At 70.5% G+C, this 18918-nt stretch carries 15 protein-coding genes; 5 read left to right on the forward strand and 10 right to left on the reverse strand.

The window, feature by feature from the left end; genetic code table 11:
• Nucleotides 1–12 precede the first annotated feature (12 nt).
• Entirely contained in the window at nucleotides 13–2130 is a 2118-nt protein-coding gene (locus tag ACFVWW_RS13075; RefSeq protein WP_386878416.1) for a TPM domain-containing protein, read from the reverse strand.
• Between the two features lie 138 nt (nucleotides 2131–2268).
• Between ACFVWW_RS13075 and ACFVWW_RS13080 the strand changes: the two genes are divergently transcribed.
• Nucleotides 2269–3330: a hypothetical protein gene (locus tag ACFVWW_RS13080; RefSeq protein ID WP_386878500.1), complete on the forward strand. Its 1062-nt coding sequence runs from the start codon at nucleotides 2269–2271 to the stop codon at nucleotides 3328–3330.
• On the opposite strand, the gene ACFVWW_RS13085 is transcribed toward ACFVWW_RS13080, so the two are convergent.
• From ACFVWW_RS13085 to ACFVWW_RS13105, 5 genes are all read right to left on the reverse strand, one after another.
• Nucleotides 3320–4798: a glucoamylase family protein gene (locus ACFVWW_RS13085; protein WP_384181144.1), complete on the reverse strand. Its 1479-nt coding sequence runs from the start codon at nucleotides 4796–4798 to the stop codon at nucleotides 3320–3322. The two genes, ACFVWW_RS13080 and ACFVWW_RS13085, sit on opposite strands and share 11 nt — an antisense overlap.
• A gap of 186 nt (nucleotides 4799–4984) precedes the next feature.
• Nucleotides 4985–6832 carry a glycoside hydrolase gene (locus ACFVWW_RS13090; RefSeq protein ID WP_386878415.1) on the reverse strand — a complete coding sequence of 616 codons (1848 nt, stop codon included), beginning with the start codon at nucleotides 6830–6832 and terminating at the stop codon, nucleotides 4985–4987.
• Between the two features lie 90 nt (nucleotides 6833–6922).
• Nucleotides 6923–7849 carry a carbohydrate ABC transporter permease gene (locus ACFVWW_RS13095; protein ID WP_384181148.1) on the reverse strand — a complete coding sequence of 309 codons (927 nt, stop codon included), beginning with the start codon at nucleotides 7847–7849 and terminating at the stop codon, nucleotides 6923–6925.
• A complete protein-coding gene (locus ACFVWW_RS13100; protein ID WP_384181151.1) occupies nucleotides 7846–8826 on the reverse strand; it encodes a carbohydrate ABC transporter permease in 981 nt (326 codons plus the stop codon). Before ACFVWW_RS13100 ends, ACFVWW_RS13095 begins: the two co-directional genes overlap by 4 nt.
• Before the next feature lie 5 nt (nucleotides 8827–8831).
• Complete coding sequence (locus tag ACFVWW_RS13105) at nucleotides 8832–10076, reverse strand: sugar ABC transporter substrate-binding protein (protein ID WP_384336488.1); 1245 nt, start codon at nucleotides 10074–10076, stop codon at nucleotides 8832–8834.
• A 220-nt stretch (nucleotides 10077–10296) separates the two neighbouring features.
• Between ACFVWW_RS13105 and ACFVWW_RS13110 the strand changes: the two genes are divergently transcribed.
• Nucleotides 10297–11289, forward strand: a complete 993-nt coding sequence (locus ACFVWW_RS13110; protein ID WP_386878414.1) for an acetylxylan esterase — start codon at nucleotides 10297–10299, stop codon at nucleotides 11287–11289.
• Between the two features lie 25 nt (nucleotides 11290–11314).
• Here the strand turns inward: ACFVWW_RS13110 and ACFVWW_RS13115 are convergent, their stop codons facing one another.
• Nucleotides 11315–12382, reverse strand: coding sequence for a LacI family DNA-binding transcriptional regulator (locus tag ACFVWW_RS13115; RefSeq protein WP_384181157.1), 1068 nt, complete (start codon nucleotides 12380–12382; stop codon nucleotides 11315–11317).
• Nucleotides 12383–12561: 179 nt separating this feature from the next.
• On the opposite strand from ACFVWW_RS13115, the gene ACFVWW_RS13120 reads away from it, so the two are divergent.
• The 3 genes from ACFVWW_RS13120 (at nucleotide 12562) to ACFVWW_RS13130 (ending at nucleotide 15228) form a co-directional block, all read left to right on the forward strand.
• Nucleotides 12562–13008, forward strand: a complete 447-nt coding sequence (locus tag ACFVWW_RS13120; protein ID WP_384336492.1) for a MarR family winged helix-turn-helix transcriptional regulator — start codon at nucleotides 12562–12564, stop codon at nucleotides 13006–13008.
• Nucleotides 13009–13219: 211 nt separating this feature from the next.
• Nucleotides 13220–14593: an MFS transporter gene (locus ACFVWW_RS13125; RefSeq protein ID WP_386878499.1), complete on the forward strand. Its 1374-nt coding sequence runs from the start codon at nucleotides 13220–13222 to the stop codon at nucleotides 14591–14593.
• 80 nt (nucleotides 14594–14673) lie between these two features.
• On the forward strand, nucleotides 14674–15228 hold the full coding sequence (locus tag ACFVWW_RS13130; RefSeq protein WP_386878413.1) for an isochorismatase family protein: 555 nt from the start codon (nucleotides 14674–14676) through the stop codon (nucleotides 15226–15228).
• Between the two features lie 86 nt (nucleotides 15229–15314).
• Here ACFVWW_RS13130 and ACFVWW_RS13135 read toward each other — a convergent pair whose 3' ends face one another.
• Genes ACFVWW_RS13135 through ACFVWW_RS13145 form a run of 3 tightly spaced genes read right to left on the reverse strand, consistent with a single transcriptional unit; the run spans nucleotide 15315 to nucleotide 18912 of the window.
• Nucleotides 15315–16106: a succinate dehydrogenase/fumarate reductase iron-sulfur subunit gene (locus ACFVWW_RS13135; RefSeq protein ID WP_384181163.1), complete on the reverse strand. Its 792-nt coding sequence runs from the start codon at nucleotides 16104–16106 to the stop codon at nucleotides 15315–15317.
• Nucleotides 16103–18058, reverse strand: coding sequence for a fumarate reductase/succinate dehydrogenase flavoprotein subunit (locus ACFVWW_RS13140; RefSeq protein WP_386878412.1), 1956 nt, complete (start codon nucleotides 18056–18058; stop codon nucleotides 16103–16105). Before ACFVWW_RS13140 ends, ACFVWW_RS13135 begins: the two co-directional genes overlap by 4 nt.
• Nucleotides 18059–18072: 14 nt before the next feature.
• The gene (locus ACFVWW_RS13145; protein WP_384336496.1) at nucleotides 18073–18912 is read right to left on the reverse strand and encodes a hypothetical protein; all 840 of its coding nucleotides are present in this window, start codon (nucleotides 18910–18912) and stop codon (nucleotides 18073–18075) included.
• Nucleotides 18913–18918 lie beyond the last annotated feature (6 nt).

Genomic DNA, 18918 nt, shown 5'->3' on the forward strand with positions numbered 1-18918 from the left:
AAGGGAATTGCGTCAGAAACGGCCGCCGCCGCCCAGCCTGCCGCGCGTACCACCGCCGCCAAAACTGCCAGGACCGCCGCCACCCCCGCGGCCGCCGCCGAAACCTCCGCCAATGCCCCCGCCCCCTCCCTGTGCACCTCCGCCGCCGCCCAGGCCGCCGAGGATGATTCCGCCGAGCACGGCGCCGCCGAGCCCGCCTCCTGCTCCTTGTACACCGCCCGCCCCGTATCGGTTCCCGAACGACCGCACATCCTGCTCGGCGAGATCCTGCGCCTGCCGGGCCAGCGCGTCCGCGTGCTGCGCCTGTGTCAGCGCGCCCTGCGCGTCGGCCCAGGAATCCAGCGCGTGCGCCCGCTCCAGCAGCCGCTGAGACTCCGCCAGGCGGGTACGGGCCGCGCTGCCGACCGCCCCGCGATGGGTGGTGATGTAATCGGCGGCGGCGCCGACGGCCGAGCCGGCGGTGAGCGTCGCCAGGCCGAGGTGGGACCTTGCCCGCCGGTCTCCCTCCTCGCGGGCCCGCGAGCCCGCCAGCGCCTCGTCGAGGACCGCGTCCGCCTCCTCGACCCGGCGCAGGGCGTCGATCGGGTCGTAACGTCCGGTGTCCTGCTCGCGCCATACGTCTGCGATCACCGCCTCGGCGCGGCCGATCCGCCCCCGGAGATCGGCCGTCGGCACACCTTCCGCGGTGCCTTTCAGCAGGCCGCGGGCGTCGGCGAGATCCGTCTCCGTCTCGGTGAGGGCGCCGGGCAGCTTCCCGGCCGCCTCCGCGAGTTCCAGCGCGCGCCGCTCGACCGCCGCGACGAGGGTGGTCGCCTGGTCGACGGCCCCCTCCGCGGCGCGCACCTGCACGGCCGCCTTGCCGTTGTCTCCCGCGTCGATGAACCCGCGGGCCTCGTCCAGGCCGGTGGCGGCGAAGACCATCCGGTCCTCGGCCTGCGCGGCATTGTCCGCGACGGGAGCGGAGGCCGAGTCGGCGTAGCGCCGGCGCAGCGCGGTGAGCGTGCCCCGCGCCGTGACGACGCGTCCGCTCAGCTCGTCGAAGGCCGCTCTGACGGCATCGAGGGCCTGCGGCGCGTTCCGCTCCAGGGCGCGCAGCCGGTCGAAGCCCTCGGACTCGGCGTCCAGCCGGCCGTCGGCCTCCGTGCAGCGGGCGATGATCTCCTCCAGCATCCGGCGGCGGGTCGCGTCGTCCTCCGGAAAGGCATCGTCCAGTTGCTGGCGCAGCCGGAACGCCAGGGTCAGCTCCCCCTTCGCGAAGTGCACGGCATCGTTGAAGGGCGCCGCGGCCTCCTCTCCGAACTGTGCCGTGGCGAAGCCCACTTCTTCCTGACTGGTGCGCAGGGCGTCGTCCGTGTCGACAAGCATCCGCTTCGCCCGGCTGTCGAGCTCGGGCAGCGGAGTCCCGGCGGGCGGCGCGGGTGAGCCCCAGCGCTGCCGGCCGCTGCGCGGTGTCGTGAGGGTTTCCGCCCGCCGCCTGCGTCGCGCGTACGCGTACGCCGCGACGGCTCCCGCCCCGACCACCAGCACGACGGGCAGCACCAGATTGCTCGCGGCACCTGCGTCGGCCGCGCTGCTGCCCGGGTCGACCACGCCGGGAGTGATGGCGGGCGTGGGTACGGCCCGGCCCGCCAGCACCGCGGCGTACCCGTTCGCCGCTCCGATCGCCGCGCCCGCCCAGTCGTTCTGTCTCAGCGCGGGCTCGACGGCCGTCCTGGCGACATCGGCGAGCCGGCTGCCGGTGAGGGGAGAGCCGACGTCGGCGGAGTAGGCGTACTGCCGGTCGTGGGTGGCGACCGCCAGCAGGATGTCGTCGCGGCCGAGGCCGCTGAGCCGGGCGGTGGAATCGGCCCAGCTCTGGGCGGGGCGGCCGGAGAAGTCACGGACGTACGCGACGAAGAGCTGGACGCGGCTGTCGTCGTACAGCCGGTCGAGGGAACGGCTCACCTCGGTCCTGCGGTCGCCGAGCGCGCCCACCTTGTCGGTGATCTGACCCTGCCGGGAGAGGGGGATCGGATCCTCGGCGCGGGCGCGCTCGACGGCGGGTACGACCAGCCACCACGCCGTGACCAGCACGGCCAGAAGGGCCCGGCCTGCTGTGCGCGTCCGGATACGGCTCGCGAGCGGCGTCACACTGCGGAGGTTATGTCCGTGCCGCGGCGTCCGCGACCGCACACCGCACCCGTCCTTCCCGGGCCCGGCGCATAACCTGGTCACCGTCCCGGCCGGGGGGCCGGGGCTCAAGGGGAGGGGACAGCTTTGCGTGCACGGCTGCGTGGATTCGGGCGGACACTGATACGGGCCTGGCGCGATCCCCGCGCACGGTGGCCCAAGCGGGTCGCACTGGTGCTGGCCGTCCTGCTCGTCGTGCCCGTCGTCACCGGCGCGGCCGCCCTGCGGCTCAACTACGCGGGGGAGCTCCTGGACGGCACCCAGACCCGTGGCCGGGACGCCATCTGGCTGGGCCACGCCTGGGTGGACGGCCGCAAGAAGGACGCGGATATCGACGCCTTCGCTCGGCGGATCAAGGGGACGGGGATACGCGACCTGTACGTCCACACCGGGCCGCTGGAGCACAACGGCACCCTGCCCGCCGACCGCCATCCCCGCGCGCGATGGCTGATCGACGCCGTACACCGTGAGATGCCGGGCGTACGCGTGCACGCCTGGCTGGGCGACAAGCTGGCGACCGAGAGCCCGGACGGGCTGCGCCTGGAGCGTGCCGCGTCCCGTGCCGCCGTGGTGCGCTCCGCCGAACAGATCCTGGACGTGGGCTTCGACGGCGTCCACTTCGATCTGGAACCGCTGCACTCGGACGACCGCGACTATCTCTCGCTGCTGGACGACCTGCGCGTGCTCACCCGGGCACGCGATGTGCCGCTCTCCGTCGCCGCCCACCAGATCGATCCCCTGCCCGCGCTGCACTCCGCCGCGGGCGCTCTCGCCGGCCACCCCAAGTGGTGGTCGCAGGCGTTCTTCGCCGAGGTGGCCCGGCGGGTCGACCAGATCGCCGTCATGTCGTACGACACGGCGCTTCCGGTGGAGAGTCTGTACGGCGGCTATGTCGCCCAGCAGACCTCCCTCGCCATCGAGGTCACGCCCGAGGACACCGACCTGCTGATGGGGCTGCCCTTCTACCACACGGAGGAACTGGGGCATCACGCTCACGCGGAAACGGCCGCGGCCGCGGTCCGCGGCGCCCGGCTGGGGCTCGGGCGTACGGACCGCGACCGGGAACGCTTCGGGGTCGCGCTCTATGTCGACTTCGCGGCGACGGAGGCCGACTGGACCGCCTACCGCCAGGGATGGGGCTGCGTGGCAGCTAAATGCTGAAACGCTCCTTCGCCAGCAGCGGGCGGACCCGCGAGGTGAATCCGCCGCTGCGGAAGGGGTTCTGCAGCAGCCCGGGACGCAGCTCCTGCGCGAGGGCGGCGGCGATCATGCCCTGGTCGAGGGCGAGGACGAAGTCGCTGACCCGGCCGGTCCCCACGTTGACGGAGTCACGGAATCCGTAGCGGTCGTCGTACGCCCCGAAGTCAGCGGCGATGGCCTTGAGGTTGGCGATGGCCTCACCGCGCGCCTGCGGCAGCGCGAGGAACGACGCGTGCGGAGTGACGACACCGTTGGTGTAGGCGGAGGCGGGCGGCAGCGGCTCGCCGTGCGTGACGAAGGTGCGGTCGGTGTTGGAGGCGTAGCCGTCGATCTGCATGCCGATCGCGTCGACGCCGTACTCCTGATAACCGCCCTCGGGCACATTGGAGGGGGAGAAGCCCCAGTAGCCGTAGCCGGCCTCTTCCATGCCGTGTTCGATCTGGGAGCGGACGTAGCGCTGGTGGGTGGTGCCCCAGGAGCGCGGCGACCACTCGGTCTCGGGTACGAAGAGCGGCACCATCAGCGCTTCGAACATCGAACCGCCCCAGGTGGGGACGAGCTTGCGGCCGCGGTAGGTGTAGTGCCCCTGCCAGAGGCGGACACCGTCGATGGTGTCGTACGCCCCCTGCGGGGGCTGCTCCTGCCCGTTCTCGGGGACCATGGTGCGCAGCATGTGCCAGTAGTGGTCGGTGGGGACGGTGCCGTCGGCTATGCCCAGATAGCTGGCCATGCGGGGCTCGGTGTTGAGGGCTCCGTAGTGATGCGCGGTCGGCTCGCCGGTGTCGGTCCAGAAGCCACCGCGGAGCTGGCCGGGCTTGGCGATCGGGTCGGCGGGGTCGTACGGCGTGTAGAAGTACGACCAGTCGGCGGTGGTGAGGAGCGCGGCGACCCGGCGGCGCAGCTGCGGGTCCGCGTCGGCGGCGATACGCAGGCCGGTGACGAGCCAGGCGTTGTCGACGGAGGAGAGGAAGGGGCGGACCGGGTCACCGGTCTCCGGCCAGCTGGTGAGGACGGAACCGTCGTGGGAGTCGTACCAGTTGAGCCAGAAGCCGTGGTGGCGTTCGAGCCGCTCGACGGCCGAGACGGTACGGGCCAGCCGGCGCCGCATGGTGTCGTGGTCGATGACGCCCAGACCGGCCGCGGCGACGGTGGACCACAGGCCGCAGCCGATATTGGTGGGTGAGGTGTTCTGCGAGGGCACGGGCGTGCCGGGCTTGCTGACGTCGATCTTGTCGGCGGTGAGACCGAAATCGGTCGTCATTGCCTCGATCGAGTGATACGTGTCGTGGAACCAGCGGCGCAGCAGCGGTGTATCAGAGGCATGAGAGACACGAACACGCGGCGCGGCGACGGCAGGTGTGGATACGGCTCCGAGGGACAGGGCGGCGGCCCCGGTTCCCGCGGCGGCGAGAAACGTGCGACGGTCCATAAGAGTCCAGCTTCCCTTGACAGGTGTGGAGTTGTGGCTAGGACGTGTGCAGCGGTGCGGGTATTGGCCGTGGTGGTGGCGCGTTCGGCCGCCGCCGCGGCTGCGGCTGTGCGTCGTGCGGTGGTGATACGGGGGCCGACGGCGGTCAGGTGCCGCCGGCCCCCGGGTCTGTGGGGGCCGGGTGGATCAGCTGCGGGCGAGACGCAGGAAGCGGATGCCCGGGTTGGGGAGGCCGACGGTCAGCGCGGCGGTGCCGTCGGCGTCGGCGGTGACGGGCGCGAGATCCTCCTCGGGCAGCCGGTCGGCCGCCCGCAGCTTCTGCCACTGCTGGTCGTCGGGCCAGTCGCCGCCGTCGAGGTCCTTCCAGACGGCCTGGATATTGGCGTGCTGCTCATCGACCCGGCGCGACCGGACGGAGTAGACGGCGCCCGGTTCGAGCCCTGTGACCCGCACGGCCGCGGTGCGGTCGAGTGCGGCCGCGCCGTCGATCTTGGACTGGTCGAGGGTGCCGTTCCAGAACAGGACGTCCACGGTGGAGCGGTCGTCGGCGCGGGTGGCGACGGACTCGACGAGCGCGTCGGCGCCGTCACCGGAGACGGCCACGGGAATCCGGCCGCCGGCCAGCTGGGAGAGGAGGTACAGCGCCCAGAAGCGCGGCTTGCGCAGATTGCCGACGGTCAGCAGTCCGAAGCCGCCGTGGAAGAGCCGCGGAGGCCAGCCCAGTTCCTCGAACTGGTCGGAGGCGACCCAGTAGGAGAGGCAGTCGGTGGACGACAGGGCGCTCTTCATGCCCCGCAGGACGAACGGCGCGGCGAAGACGGAGTCGCTGACGCGGTGGAAGTGGGTGGGCGTGACGCCCCACTCGGTCCACAGGATCTCCGGCTCGGGCCGGCCCGTCGCTTCGGCGAAGGCGCGTGTCATCGGACGGAAGTCCAGCGGGGCGTTGCCGTAGGTGTGGGTGGAGACGAAATCGACGGGGACGTCGTGCTCCTGGCAGTACTCCAGCAGCGCGCCGACCCAGCCGGCCGCGGCGGACGAGGGCCCGCCGACCTTGATCCGCTCGTCGACGTCCTTCACGGCGCGCACGGCGACCTCGTAGAGGCGGTGGTAGTCGTCCTGGGTGCCGTTCCAGAACACCTCGAGATTGGCCTCGTTCCAGACCTCGAACTCCCAGCCGGCGACGGTGTCGCGGCCGTACCGCTCCTGGAGGTGAACGGTCAGCTCGCGGCAGAGATCGCCCCAGCGCTCCCACTGCGCGGGCGTGGAGACCAGGGCCTTGTAGTCGAAGACCGTGTAGTCGGGATCGGAGGCCAGCTCCTTGGGCATGAAGGAGAGTTCGACGACCGGCTTGAGGCCGGTGGCGAGGAAGCGGTCGTAGACGACGTCGAGGCCGGAGAAGTCGAAGGAGCCGTCGCCCCGTACGGTCACGGTCTCAGGCAGGAAGGTGCCGTGCGCCCGCACGGACCGTACGCCGATCTCGTCCCGGACGATGGCGAGCGCCTCGCCGTACTCCTTGGCGACATCGGAGCCGCCCGCGCCCGGCTTGTCCCAGACCAGCAGGGAGAAGTGCTCGGCGCCGATCATCCGGTTCCAGACGCCCGGGAGTTCGGTGGCCGGGGCGGCCGCGTCCACCGCGACGGTGACCTCGGCGGGGCGCGAACCGGCGGCCCTGGCGGAGCCGGCCACGGCCTCGGAAAGCGCGCCGGCGCCGCTGTCGGACCAGGTGGCGACCTTGTAGAAGTAGCCGCGGCCGGGCTCGGCCAGCGTGTCCGCGTACGGCGGGTGGGGCACGGCGAGCACATCGCCGCCGAGGTGGTCGAGCGGCGCGTAGGGGCCCTCGGCGGAGTCGGCGCGGTGCACGAGATAGCCCAGGGCGCCCGCCACCGGCTGCCAGGTCAGCAGCACATGGCCGGTGCCGTCCTCGGCGGACAGGCGGACGGGCGCGGGAAGCTCCCCGATGCCGGTGAGCCGCTCGTCGCTGGGCTTCCCGATGCGCGACTCCCAGTCGGCGCGAGCAGCGGACTTTTCGGTCATGAAAGTACAAACCTTTTCTTGTTGGGGTGCGCGGAGCCGGAGCGGCGATGTGCGGGTCGTCGCAGCTGCCGGGGCGCGGAGGACGGGCTGCTACTTCAGGCCGGCCGTGGCGACGCCCTGGGTGAAATAGCGCTGCAGCACGAGGAAGACCAGCAGCACCGGCAGCACGATCAGGAAGGAGCCGGCCATCAGCATTCCGTTGGAGCCCGCCGACTGATTGGGGTCGGTGGCGAAGGTGGCCAGGGCCACCGGGAGGGTGTATTTGTCCGGGTCGTTGGTCGCGATCAGCGGCCAGACGAAGTTGTTCCAGGAGCCCAGGAAGGTGAGGATCGCGAGCGTCGCGAGGGCGGGCTTGACCAGCGGCATCACGATCCGCCAGAAGATGTACCACTCACCGGCGCCATCCATCCGGGCCGCTTCCAGCAGCTCGTCGGGGATCGACTGCATGAACTGCCGCATCAGGAAGACCCCGAAGGCCCCGGCGGCGAACGGCAGCACCAGACCCGCGTACGAATCGATCAGCTGCAGTTTGCTCATCAGGACGAAGAGCGGCAGCAACATCAGATTGCCGGGCACCATGAGCGCGCCCAGCACCAGGGCGAACAGCTGGTTCCGTCCGGCGAACCGCAGCTTGGCCAGGGCATATCCCAGCATCGAGCAGAACACCAGATTGCAGACGGTGACCAGCACCGCGACGATCAGGGAGTTGGCGAAGTGCAGCGGCAGATCGAGCCGGTCGAGCAGGCGCGCGAAGTGGTCCAGGGTCCACTCGGTGGGCAGCCACACCGGTGGGCTGGCCGCCAGCTCGCGGTCGGTCTTGAAGGCGGACAGCGCCATCCAGAGGAACGGCGCCGCCATGACCAGCAGCCCGAGCGACAGCAGTGCGTACACCCCGGGCTTCTTCAGCCGCTCGGTGCGTGCGCCCCGCCCGACGGGCGCGGGGGCCTTGGGTGCGGAGGGGGCCGGGGCCGCGCTCTGCGGGGCCGCGACGGGGGCCGGGGTGGGTGCGGCGCTCATTTCGTGTTGTCCTTCAGCAGACGGAGCTGGAGCACGGTGATGCCCATGATCACGACGAAGAGCACATACGCCATGGCGCTGGCATAGCCCATGTGGAAGAAGCTGAAGCCCTCGCGGTACATGTTCAGCGAGACGGTGAGGGTGGTGTCCGAAGGGCGGCCCTGGGTCATCACGAACGGCTCCTCGAAGACATTGAGATAGCCGATGCTGGTGATCACCGTGGCGTACAGCATCGTGGGCCGCAGCAGTGGCACGGTGATCCGGCGGAACTCCTGCCAGGCGCCCGCGCCGTCCAGCCGCGCCGCCTCCCGTACATCGGTGGGGATGGCCTGCAGGCCCGCGATGAAGAGCACCATGACCGTGCCGAGATTGCGCCATACCGCCATCGCGATCAGCGAGGGCATGGCCAGCTTCTCGGAGCCGAGGAAGTCGGGGGCGGTGAGCCCCACTTCGGAGGCCAGGCCCGCGATCAGTCCGTCGGACGGATCGAGGACGAAGCGCCAGACGACGGCGACGGCGACGATGCTGGTCACGACCGGGGCGTAGAAGCCGACCCGGAAGAAGGTGCGGGCCCGGTCCACGCCGTTGTTCAGCAGGACGGCGGCGGCGAGCCCCGCACCGATGGTGAGCGGTACGCCGACGACCACGAAGTACGCGGTGTTGAAGAGGGACTTGAGGAACTTCTCGTCGCCGAACAGCTTCGTGTAGTTCTCGAAGCCGATGAACTCCGCCGAGAGGGGGTCGGTGACATTGCGCAGCCCGAAGTCGGTGAAGCTCATGAGGAGCGTCGCGATGATCGGGAAGGCCATGAAGACGGTGAACAGCACCAGGAAGGGGGTGGAGAACAGCCAGCCGGCCAGATTCTGTACACCCATGGGGCGCGGCGTGCGGCCGTTCCCCCGGCCGGCCGGGGGACGAGCCCCCGGCCCGGACTTCACCGGGGCCGCTTCCGCGGCGGGTTCGGTCGTGGCGCTCATCGCTGTTACTCCACGAGCCCTTCGATCTCGGACTGTGCCTTCTCGGCGGCGTCCTGAGGCGAGGCCTTGCCCTGGGTCACCGAGGCGATGGCGTCGTCGACCTTCGAGCTGATCTCGGTCCACTTGGGCTGCACCGGCGAGGCCTTGGACGACTCCATCTGCTCACGGAAGACCCGCAGGCCGGGGTCGTCGGCGAGCTTGCCGGAGTCCCAGGCGCTGGTGTTGGCGGGCAGATCGCTGGAGCGGGTGAACCAGTCCTTCTGGCCTTCGGTTCCGGTGAGGTACTTGACGAAGTCCTTGGCCGCGGCCTTGTGCTCGCTGTCCTTGGAGATGACCAGGCTGGAGCCGCCCGCCATGGAGACGGAGCCCTTGTCGGCGGGGATCTTCGCGACGCCCCACTTGTCCTTGAGGTCGGGGTAGCCGTCATTGATCAGCGACATGATCCAGGGGCCGGAGAAGAACATTGGCACATCGCCGGTGTTGAAGTCCTTCAGCACCTCGTAGCCGGGCGCGACGTTCTTCTTGGTCAGGCCCTTGTCGAAGTACGTGCCGTACTCCGTCAGGGCCCTGACGGAGGCGGGGCTGTCGACGACCGCCTTGCCGTCATCGGTCACGATCTCCCCACCGGCCGAGTACAGGAAGGGATACCAGCTCTGCACGGTGTCCAGGCCGCTGCCCTGGATGTAGATGCCCCACTTCGTGCCGGCCTTGTCCTGGTAGGCGGTGGCGAGCTCCCGCAGCTCCTGCCAGGTGGCCGGCGCCTTGTCCGCCCCGGCCTTCTCCGCCAGGTCGGTGCGGTAGTAGAGGACACGGGTGTCGACGTACCACGGGACGCCGTACACGCCGCCGTTCGTCTCGCCCTGCTTCCAGGCGGCGGGGAAGAAGTCGTCCTTCTTGAAGACGGAGGTGTCGACCGGCTCCAGCACCCCGAGCTCGGCGAACTCGCCCATATAACTGCCGCCCATCTGCGCCACATCGGGCAGATTGCCGGCGGCGGCCGCGGAGACCAGCTTCTGGTGGGCGACGTCCCAGCCGACCGGCGTGACCTTGACGGTGATGTGCGGGTTCGCCTTCTGGTACACGGCGGCCACATCGGCGAGCTTCTCGCCTTCTGCGCCCATGGCCCAGACGGTGAGTGTCTGCTTCTTGTCGGCGGTGACTCCCTCACCGCCGGAGCTCCCGCACGCGGTGATTCCGAATGCCACCGCGAGTGCGGTGGCGGCAGAGGCGGTTCTGGCGGTGCGGTGCATGGACGGCTCCTCCTTGAGCTCCCCGATGTATGCGCTGCCTGTAAGCGCATACATCACTCTGCCGCTGTCACTTCGACATCCGCAAGAGGGGCCTAGGTCACACTCGTGCAACATGTGTGACATCTGCCCGAGTGGCTTCCGTGAGCCAAGCCGGGTTGTTTGCGCTTCGGGAGCAGTTGTGACGGATTCCGGCTTTGACCGGTGGGTTACTGTCGCGCTCATGTCCGCGTTCGAGCACGGCTTTCCCTTCGACCCGGCCTACGGCCGGACCCTCGATCAGCTGCTCGCCACCCCTGCGCCTGCCCCGCCGGACGGATTCGACACCTTCTGGCAGGCACGTCATGAGGCCGCCCGCCGGGTGGAGACGGCGCCTGCCGTGGGCCCGCAGGAGGAGGAGCGCGACGGCTTCCGGATCTTCGGAGTGTCCTTCACCTCCGTCGGCGGACTGCGGCTGGGCGGCTGGCTCGTCCTGCCCGCCGACGGCCCGGCCGAGCGCGGATTCGTCATCGGCCACGGCTACGGCGGGCGCCAGGAGACCGGACCCGCCGTGCCGCTCCCGCTGCCCCGCTCCGCCGCGATCCTCCCGTGCGTCCGGGGGATGGGCGCCCGCAGCCGCCGGCCCGGCATCCCCGGCGACGCCGACCGGCATGTCCTGCACGGCATCGCGTCCCGCGACACCTATGTCATCGGGGACTGTGTGGCCGACCTGTGGTGTGCGGCGTCCGCGCTGCTCGAACTGGTGCCGGAGCTGATGACGCCGGGGGGCGCCCGGCTCGGCTATGCCGGGGAGAGCTTCGGCGGCGGTCTCGGCGCCCTGGCGCTGCCCTGGGACGACCGGTTCGCCTGCGGCCTGCTGACGGTCCCGACCTTCGGCCATCACCCCCTGCGGCTGACGCTCCCCTGCGCCGGGAGCGGTGAAGCCGTCCGGGCCCGGCATCGCGACCACCCCGAGATCATGGATGTCCTGCCGTACTTCGACGCGGCCACGGCCGCGAGCCGGATCCGTATCCCGATGATGATCGCGCCGGCGCTGTTCGACCCGTCGGTGCCGCCGCCGGGCCAGTTCGCCGTATACAACGCGCTGACCGGCCCCCGCGAGCTGCATGTTCTGACCGCCGGCCATGTCGAGCACCCCGGGGCCGCGGCGGAGGCCAAGGGGCTGCTGGCGGCCGGGCGGTGCTTCTTCGCGGAGCGACTGGCGCCCCGGCCTTGATCCGCCACGGATTACCGGACAGGGCCTAGCCGCAGCCGCAGCTCGCGCGGCGGGCCACCGAGACCGGGAGCATCAGGGAGACCGGCTCGCGGTCGCGCTCGCCGAGCCGTCGTACGAGCAGCTCCACCGCTTCCTCGCCGAGACGCCGCATCGGCTGGCGTACGGTCGTCAGCGAGGGCCGCACCATCCGGCTCAGCGGAATCCCGTCGAAGCCCGTCACCGCGATGTCCTCGGGCACCCGGACCCCACGGCGTTCCAGTGCGTGGAGCGCGCCGATCGCCATCTGGTCGTTGGCGAAGAGCATCGCCTGTGGCCGGCCGCCGTCCCGGTCGCCCCGCTCCAGCAGAGCTTCCGCCGTCCGCTCACCCTCGGCCTGCGTCATCATCACAGCGCGCAGATCCGGTTCGTCGGGCACCGGCAGCCCGGCCTCCTCGCACGCCTCCCGGAACCCCCGGAAGCGCGCTTCGGCGTCCGGTGACTCCTTCTCGCCACCGACGAAGGCGAGTGCGCGCAGCCCGTGGTCGCGGATGAGATGGCGGGCCAGTTCCCGTTCGCCGTCGGAGTTTGCCACCTCGATATGGTCGAGGTGGTCGATCTCGCGCGGCCCGGCCAGCATCACGACCGGAAGCCGTCGCGAAATCACCTCAAGGTCCTCGGTGGGCACGGTCCGCGCCAGTACGGCGAACCCGTCGACCCGTCCCGCGACGTTCGCGACCAGCGACTCGGGCCCGCCCCGCAGGGACGCGGCGATCAGCAGCGCGTAGCCGTGGCGCCGCGCGGCCCGCTCCATCCCCCGGATGATCTGGTCGGAGTAGAGCATCACCGCGGAGTCGTCGTACGCGTCGTCCGCCTCGGCTTCGGTCTCGGCGTCCGGGTCCGCGTAGTCGGGGAAGCAGAGCCCCAGCACGCCGGTGGTCCTGCTGGCCAGGCCGCGGGCGTTTCCGCTGGGTACGTAGCCGAGCTCACGGGCGGCCTCCAGTACCCGGTCACGGGTCTGGACGCGTACGGAACCGGGGTTCCGATAGACCCGCGACACCGTCGCGATGGAGACGCCTGATCGCTCGGCGACGTCGTACACCGTAGGGGCACTCACCCGACCGACCGTCCGCTTCTTCTCTGTCCGTATGCGCCGGAGCGCGTCATGAAAGCGCATTCACCCTAGGCGCGCTCTTGTCCTGGGGGCAAGGCGGGGTGCCCGTCAGCGGCGAGAACGCGCCATGAGAATAACAGGCAAACTTGCAAGGCTACCTGTCTATCTCGTACGGTGGTCCGATGCCCGAACCGTCCGACGACGACCCGACCGCGGAGCAGGTGGCCGCCGATCTCAACGCTGTGGTCAGCAGGCTGATGCGGCGGCTGCGAACGGCCTCGCCCGACAGCCGGCTCACCCCGTCCCAGCGCTCGGTGCTGGCGCGACTGGACGTCGAGGGGCCGTCCACCACGGCCGCGCTGGCCCGCGCCGAGTACGTACGTCCCCAGTCCATGCGGCTGACCCTCGGCGCCCTGGAGGAACAGGGCCTGGTCGCGCGGACGCCCGATCCCGACGACGGCCGGCAGTCCGTCGTATCGGTCACGGACCCCGGCCGCAGCACGCTCGCAGGGGTCCGCGCGGCCAAGCGGGGCTGGCTCTCCGACGCCATCGCCGCCGAGCTGGACAGCGCCGAGCGCCGCACCCTCTCCGACGCGGCCGCTCTGCTGCAGCGGCTGGTCGAGAAGTGAGCCCCGGCGGGGCGAAGGGCCCCGGCGGAGCGAAAGAAGTGAGGGAGTGAGGGAGACGGAGGCAGGCGACATCGCTACCGATCCCGAAACCCACGGCCCGGGATCCGGCACCACGGCAGTCGGCGGCGCGCAAGCCTCCAAGGCGCCCGAAGCCCCAGGGGCGTCCGCAACCCCAGGGGCGTCCGAGACCCCCGAGGCGCCTGCCGACGGGATATCCGCTGGACCGGGCCGCGCGGGATTCCGGGCCCGCCTCACCGCGCCCCTGCTCCTCGGCTCCCTGCTGAACCCGCTCAACACCACCATGATCTCCACCGCCCTGGTGGCGATCGGGCACACCTTCGGGATCGGCGCCGCCGACACCGCGTGGCTCATCTCCGTCCTCTATCTCGCGAGCGCCGTCGCGCAGCCCGTCCTCGGCAAGCTCGCCGACGCGCTCGGCCCGCGCCGCGTCTTCCTCGCGGGCCTTGTCGTCGTCTTCGCGTCCGGCCTGGTCGGCGCGGTGGCCCCGTCCTTCGGCTGGCTCATCGTCTCCCGCCTGCTGCTCGGCATCGGCACCTCCGCGGCCTATCCCGCCGCGATGTCCGTCCTGCGTGACGAGGGCCGGCGGGTCGGCCGTCCGGCACCCCGTCCCGTGCTGGCCCGGCTGTCCTTCGCCGCGCTCGGCAGCGCGGCCGTCGGCCCCACTCTCGGCGGACTGCTGGTCACCCTGGTCGGCTGGCGCGGCATCTTCGCCGTCAATCTGCCCCTCGCGCTGATCGCGTTCGTCGCCGCGCTGATCTGGATCCCGGTGGACCCGCCCCGCGAGAGCGCCACCACCGGCGGTTCCCTGCGCCTCGCCCTGGATCCGCTCGGCATAGGGCTGTTCTCCACCGCCCTGACCGTCCTTGTCTTCTTCCTGCTGGACCTCGCCCACCCGATGTGGTGGCTGCTCGCGCCCTTCGCCGTGCTGACGGCCGCGCTCGTGTGGTGGCAGCTGCGCAGGCCGCAGCCCTTCATCGATCTGCGGATGCTCGCGGACAACGGTCCGCTCGCCCGCACCTATCTGCGCCACGGCGTCAGCTATCTGCTGATCTACTGCGTGATGTACGGCTACACCCAGTGGCTGGAGGAGGGCCGCGGCTTCTCCGCCGCGGACACCGGACTGCTGATGCTGCCGATGTCGGTGGCCGCGCTGGTCTGCTCGCTGCTCGGGGCCCGTACGAAGGGCATACGCGGCCCGCTCGCCCTCGCGTCCGTGCTGCTCACCGCCGGCGCCGGGCTCCTGCTCTTCATCGGCGGCAGCACCCCGCTCGCCGTACTGCTCCTCGCAGGCGCGTGCTTCGGCATCCCGCAGGGGCTGATCGGTACGAGCAACCAGGCCGCCGTCCAGGCGCATGCCCCGCCCGACAGCATCGGCTCCGCCGCCGGGCTCCAGCGCACCGCGCAGTACATAGGAGCCATCGCCGCCTCCAGCCTGATCGCCCTCGCCTACGGCTCGCGGGCCGACGACAGCGGGCTGCACCTCATGGCCGGTGCCTCCGCCGTCCTCGGGGTGCTGCTGATCATCCTGACCGTCACCGACCGGGCACTGCGGGCCCGTTCCTGACCCCACAGACCCTGACCCCCACAGACCCCGACCCCACAGACCCAGACCTCATAGACCCAGACCCCACAGGGAGTACCACCATGACCGCCACCACCCTGGATCCCCGGACCGCCCTCGTCGTCGTCGACCTCCAGAAGGGAGTCGTCGGCCTTCCCGTCGTCCATTCGGCCGAGGCGGTCGTGGCGCGCTCCGCCGAACTCGCCGAGGCCTTCCGCGCCAAGGGCCTGCCGGTCGTGCTCGTACGGGTCACCGGCGGTGCCCCCGGCCGCAACGAGCGCCCCGCGGGCGGCGGCGGCACGCCGCCGGACGACTGGGCCGACCTGGCGCCCGGTCTCGGGCAGCAGGACAGCGACATCGTGGTCACCAAGCAGGTGTGGGGCGCCTTTTACGGCACCGACCTGGACCTTCAGCTGCGCCGTCGGGGCATCACGCAGGTCGTGGTGACGGGCATCGCCACCAGCGTCGGTGTCGAATCCACCGCCCGCGCCGCCCATGAACGCGGATACAACGTGACCGTCGTCACCGACGCGGTGACCGACATGGACGAGGGCGCGCACCGCAACGCCATCGAGAAGATCTTCCCCAAGCTCGGCGAGACCGGTACCACCGACGCGATCGTGAAGCTGCTCGGCTGACGGACGCCCGACAGGAGAACGAGAAGGGGGCTCGCACCCAGATGCGAGCCCCCTTTCGCGTCACTCCCCGCCGAACGCCCTTCGCGTCACTCCCCGCGGCGCCGGATCTTATTGCCCAGCCACACCAGCGGGTCGTACTTCCGGTCCACCGCCCGTTCCTTGAGCGGAATCAGGGCGTTGTCCGTGATCTTGATGTGCTCGGGGCACACCTCCGTACAGCATTTGGTGATGTTGCAGTAGCCGAGTCCATGCTCGTCCTGGGCCGTCTTCTTCCGGTCGAGACCCGATTCCCCGGCCGCGTCCAGCGGATGCATGTCCAGTTCGGCCACCCGCATCAGGAAGCGGGGGCCGGCGAACGCGGTCTTGTTCTCCTCGTGGTCGCGCACCACATGGCAGGTGTCCTGGCACAGGAAGCACTCGATGCACTTACGGAACTCCTGCGAGCGGTCCACATCCACCTGCTGCATCCGGTACTCACCGGCGGCCACGCCCGGCGGCGGTACGAACGACGCCACCTCCCGCGCCTTCGTGTAGTTGAAGGACACATCCGTCACCAGATCGCGGATCACCGGGAAGGCGCGCAGCGGCGTGACCGTGATCGTTTCCTCGCGCGAGAAGACGGACATCCGGGTCATGCACAGCAGCCGTGGCCGCCCGTTGATCTCCGCGCTGCACGAGCCGCACTTTCCCGCCTTGCAGTTCCAGCGCACCGCCAGGTCCGCCGCCTGGGTCGCCTGGAGCCGGTGGATGATGTCGAGGACGACCTCCCCGTCATTCACCTCGACGGCGAAGTCCTTCAGCTCACCGCCGTCCGCATCGCCCCGCCAGACCTTGAATTTCGCTTCGTATGTCGTCGACGCACTCGGACTCGGGCTCACTCGTGAAGCTCCTCTTCGGCGAGGTACTTGACCAGCTCTTCCTTGTCGAACAGGGCGAGCAGGTCGGGGCGGATGGGCTCGGTCGTCCGGCGCGTCAGCGTGATCTGGCCGCGTTCGGGGTCGGTGGCCGCCGGCGCGTCCGTGGGATCGGTGAGCTCACAGAGCAGATTCACCCGGCGCCAGTCGAGGTCCATGCCGGGCCAGTCCTCGCGGGTGTGGCCGCCACGGCTCTCCGTACGCTCCAGGGCCGCCCGTGCGACACACTCGCTGACCAGCAGCATGTTCCGCAGATCGAGCGCGAGGTGCCAGCCGGGGTTGAACTGCCGGTGCCCCTCGACCCCGGCCCGCCTGGCCCGTACGCGCAGCTCGGCCAGTTTCTCCAGGGCCTGCTCCATCTCGGCCTCGCGCCGGATGATGCCGACCAGGTCGTTCATCGTCTGCTGGAGTTCCTGGTGGAGGGTGTACGGATTCTCCGCGGGCCCGCCGGGCTTCTCCTCGCCCTCCGGCCCGCCGGCCGCTTGGCCCTCCGCGCTGAACGGGCGGAGCGCCTCGGCCGCCGCCACGTCGATCTGGGCCTCGTCGACCTCCGGCCGCGCGCCCGGCCCGGCCGCGTACGCGGCGGCGTGCAGCCCCGCCCGCCGTCCGAAGACCAGCAGGTCGGACAGGGAGTTCCCGCCGAGCCGGTTGGAGCCGTGCATGCCGCCCGCCACCTCGCCCGCCGCGTACAGACCGGGGACGCCCGGCGCCGCGGCGGTCTCCGAGTCGACGGCGATCCCGCCCATCACGTAGTGGCAGGTCGGGCCGACCTCCATCGCCTCCGCCGTGATGTCGACATCCGCCAGCTCCTTGAACTGGTGGTACATCGAGGGCAGCCGGCGCCGGATGACCTCCGCGGACATCCGGGTCGAGACATCGAGGAAGACCCCGCCGTGCGGCGAGCCGCGGCCCGCCTTGACCTCGGAGTTGATGGCGCGGGCCACCTCGTCGCGCGGGAGCAGCTCGGGCGGGCGCCGGTTGTGGTCCGGGTCCTCGTACCAGCGGTCGCCCTCCTCCTCCGACTCCGCGTACTTCTCCTTGAAGACGTCCGGGATGTAGTCGAACATGAACCGCTTGCCCTCGGAATTGCGCAGCACCCCGCCGTCGCCGCGCACCGATTCGGTGACGAGAATGCCCTTCACGGAGGGCGGCCAGACCATCCCGGTCGGATGGAACTGCACGAATTCCATGTTCAGCAGGGGAGCGCCCGCGAGCAGCGCCAGCGCGTGCCCGTCGCCGGTGTACTCCCAGGAGTTCGACGTCACCTTGAAGGACTTCCCGATACCGCCCGTGGCGAGCACGACCGACGGGGCCTCCAGCACGAAGAAGCGCCCGGACTCCCGCTCGTAGCAGAAGGTGCCCGCGACCCGGTCCCCGTCCTTCAGGACCCGGGTCACCGTGCACTCCTGGTAGACCTTCAGCCGGGCCTCGTAGTCGCCGAACTCCTTGAAGTCCTCCTGCTGCAGCGAGACGATCTTCTGCTGGAGGGTGCGGATCAGCTCCAGTCCCGTCCGGTCGCCGACATGGGCGAGACGGGGGTACTCATGCCCGCCGAAGTTGCGCTGGGAGATCCTGCCGTCGGCCGTACGGTCGAAGAGCGCGCCCCAGGTCTCCAGCTCCCAGACCCGGTCCGGCGCCTCCTGCGCGTGCAGCTCCGCCATCCGCCACTGGTTGAGGAACTTCCCGCCGCGCAGGGTGTCCCGGAAGTGCACCTTCCAGTTGTCGCCGGAGTTCACATTGCCCATGGAGGCGGCGATTCCGCCCTCGGCCATCACGGTATGGGCCTTGCCGAAGAGGGATTTGCAGATGACGGCGGTACGGGCGCCCCGCTCGCGCGCCTCGATGGCGGCCCGCAGCCCCGCACCCCCCGCACCCACCACCACGACGTCCCACTGACGGCGTTCGAGTTGCGTCATGTCTGAGGGTCTCCCTAGAAGAAGCGCGGATCGTCGAAGACTCCGGTGGCGAGCAGGTATACATAGAAGTCGGAGACGGCAACGCTGATCAACGAGGCCCAGGCCAGTTGCATATGGCGGTTGTTCAGCTTGCCGACCCAGCCCCACAGGCGGTAGCGCACCGGGTGCTTGGAGAAGTGCCGCAGCCGGCCGCCGATGACATGCCGGCAGGAGTGGCAGGAGAGGGTGTACGCCCAGATCAGCCCGATGTTGACGAGGAAGATCAGCGAGCCGAGGCCCATATGGCCCCAGGCGTACTCCTCGTCGCGGAACGCGAGCACGGTGTCGTACGTGAGGATGCCGGCGACCGGTACGGCGGCGTAGAAGAAGTACCGGTGGATGTTCTGCAGGATCAGCGGGAAGCGGGTCTCGCCGGTGTACTTCGTGTGCGGCTCGGCGACGGCGCAGGCGGGCGGCGACGCCCAGAATCCCCGGTAGTACGCCTTGCGGTAGTAGTAGCAGGTCAGCCGGAAGCCCAGCGGGAAGATCAGGATCAGCAGCGCGGGGGACAGGCCCCACCAGCTGCCGAAGATCTCCCAGTTGGGGCCGCTCCGCATCGGCGCGCAGTTCTCCGCCAGACATGGCGAGTAGAACGGGGAGACATACGGCGCCGCGTAGTAGTCGGAGTTCGCGAACGCGCGCCAGGTCGAATAGACGATGAAGGCGAGCAGTCCGGCGGCGGTCACGGCAGGCGCCAGCCACCAGCGGTCCGTCCGCAGATGACGGGGCGCGATGGCGGCGCGCGAGGCGCCGTGGACGCCCGTACTGCTGTGCGTTCCTGTATGGACAGGTGGAGGTTCGGTACCGGTGGCCAACGCGTT

Source organism: Streptomyces sp. NPDC058198 (genome assembly GCF_042882605.1).
In the GTDB taxonomy this organism is placed as follows: Bacteria; Actinomycetota; Actinomycetes; order Streptomycetales; family Streptomycetaceae; genus Streptomyces.

Coding starts and splice junctions, on each gene's coding strand:
- ACFVWW_RS13090 (WP_386878415.1), bottom strand. CDS start 6,832: ATGACCGAAAAGTCCGCTGCTCGCGCCGACTGGGAGTCGCGCATCGGG.
- ACFVWW_RS13085 (WP_384181144.1), bottom strand. CDS start 4,798: ATGGACCGTCGCACGTTTCTCGCCGCCGCGGGAACCGGGGCCGCCGCC.
- ACFVWW_RS13100 (WP_384181151.1), bottom strand. CDS start 8,826: ATGAGCGCCACGACCGAACCCGCCGCGGAAGCGGCCCCGGTGAAGTCC.
- ACFVWW_RS13140 (WP_386878412.1), bottom strand. CDS start 18,058: ATGACGCAACTCGAACGCCGTCAGTGGGACGTCGTGGTGGTGGGTGCG.
- ACFVWW_RS13105 (WP_384336488.1), bottom strand. CDS start 10,076: ATGCACCGCACCGCCAGAACCGCCTCTGCCGCCACCGCACTCGCGGTG.
- ACFVWW_RS13120 (WP_384336492.1), top strand. CDS start 12,562: ATGCCCGAACCGTCCGACGACGACCCGACCGCGGAGCAGGTGGCCGCC.
- ACFVWW_RS13130 (WP_386878413.1), top strand. CDS start 14,674: ATGACCGCCACCACCCTGGATCCCCGGACCGCCCTCGTCGTCGTCGAC.
- ACFVWW_RS13095 (WP_384181148.1), bottom strand. CDS start 7,849: ATGAGCGCCGCACCCACCCCGGCCCCCGTCGCGGCCCCGCAGAGCGCG.
- ACFVWW_RS13110 (WP_386878414.1), top strand. CDS start 10,297: ATGTCCGCGTTCGAGCACGGCTTTCCCTTCGACCCGGCCTACGGCCGG.